Origin of the sequence: Vibrio sp. Vb0888 (assembly GCF_033338835.1) — a bacterium.
Lineage (GTDB): Bacteria > Pseudomonadota > Gammaproteobacteria > Enterobacterales > Vibrionaceae > Vibrio > Vibrio alginolyticus.
In genome coordinates this window covers 1-1330 of sequence record NZ_JAWOTL010000153.1, presented here as the reverse complement: position 1 = coordinate 1330, position 1330 = coordinate 1, and the positions used below count along the sequence as shown (strand labels likewise).

Sequence of the window (1330 nt, the reverse complement as noted above, 5' to 3'; positions counted from 1 at the left end):
TCTGATCCAGCAAACCTTGATTTACAAAGCGCTGGAGAAAAAAGGCTTACACACTAAGTAACCTTTTAACAAAAGAATAAGAAAGGCGGCCAAAAGGTCGCCTTTTTGTTTTTGGCTGATTACAATTCAGCTAATTAATAGTGATGGCTCCACCGAGCCCAGCTCAAAAGGCAAGATTATGACTACAGATACGATTGTCGCTCAAGCTACTGCACCCGGTCGTGGCGGTGTCGGCATTATTCGTGTTTCAGGCCCTAAGGCCAACCAAGTGGCATTGGAAGTCACAGGGAAAACTCTAAAACCGCGTTACGCTGAATACCTGCCGTTTCAAGCCGAAGATGGCACGGTGCTCGACCAAGGCATTGCACTGTACTTCCCTAACCCGCACTCGTTCACGGGCGAAGACGTATTAGAACTGCAAGGTCACGGTGGCCCTGTGGTCATGGATATGCTGATTAAACGTATTCTGGGCATAGCTGGCGTACGAGCAGCCCGTCCTGGTGAGTTCTCGGAACGTGCGTTCTTGAACGACAAGATGGATTTGACTCAGGCAGAAGCGATTGCCGACCTGATTGATGCTAGCTCTGAAGAAGCAGCGAAATCGGCGCTACAATCGCTACAAGGCCAGTTCTCGCAGCGTATTCAAACGCTGGTGGAATCACTGATTCATCTTCGCATCTATGTGGAAGCGGCCATCGACTTCCCTGAAGAAGAAATCGATTTTCTTGCCGATGGTAAAGTTGCAGGAGATCTGCAAGCTATCATCGATAACCTCGATGCGGTACGCAAAGAAGCGAACCAAGGCGCGATCATGCGCGAAGGCATGAAAGTAGTGATTGCTGGTCGTCCAAATGCGGGTAAATCAAGCCTACTGAACGCGCTGTCGGGCAAAGAGTCCGCAATCGTAACAGACATCGCAGGTACCACGCGTGACGTGCTGCGTGAGCACATCCATATTGACGGTATGCCTTTGCACATCATCGATACTGCTGGCTTGCGTGACGCTTCTGATGAAGTCGAAAAAATCGGTATCGAACGCGCTTGGGATGAAATCGCGCAAGCCGACCGCGTATTGTTTATGGTGGATGGCACAACGACCGATGCCACCGATCCAAAAGAAATTTGGCCCGATTTTGTCGATCGCCTGCCAGAAAGCATTGGCATGACGGTGATCCGCAACAAAGCGGATCAAACAGGTGAAGATATGGGGATCTGTCATGTGAATGATCCTACTCTGATTCGCCTTTCAGCAAAAACCGGGGCGGGTGTCGATGCGCTGCGTAACCACCTAAAAGAGTGCATGGGTTTCTCAGGTAATACTGAGGGTGGC

The 1330-nt window shown here is 50.2% G+C and carries 1 protein-coding gene; it reads left to right on the top strand.

Annotated features, from left to right (window positions below; translation table 11 throughout):
- Nucleotides 1-178: 178 nt before the first annotated feature.
- Nucleotides 179-1330: tRNA uridine-5-carboxymethylaminomethyl(34) synthesis GTPase MnmE (mnmE, locus tag R7P72_RS24630; RefSeq protein WP_318110916.1), on the top strand; the 1152-nt coding region annotated here is incomplete at its 3' end.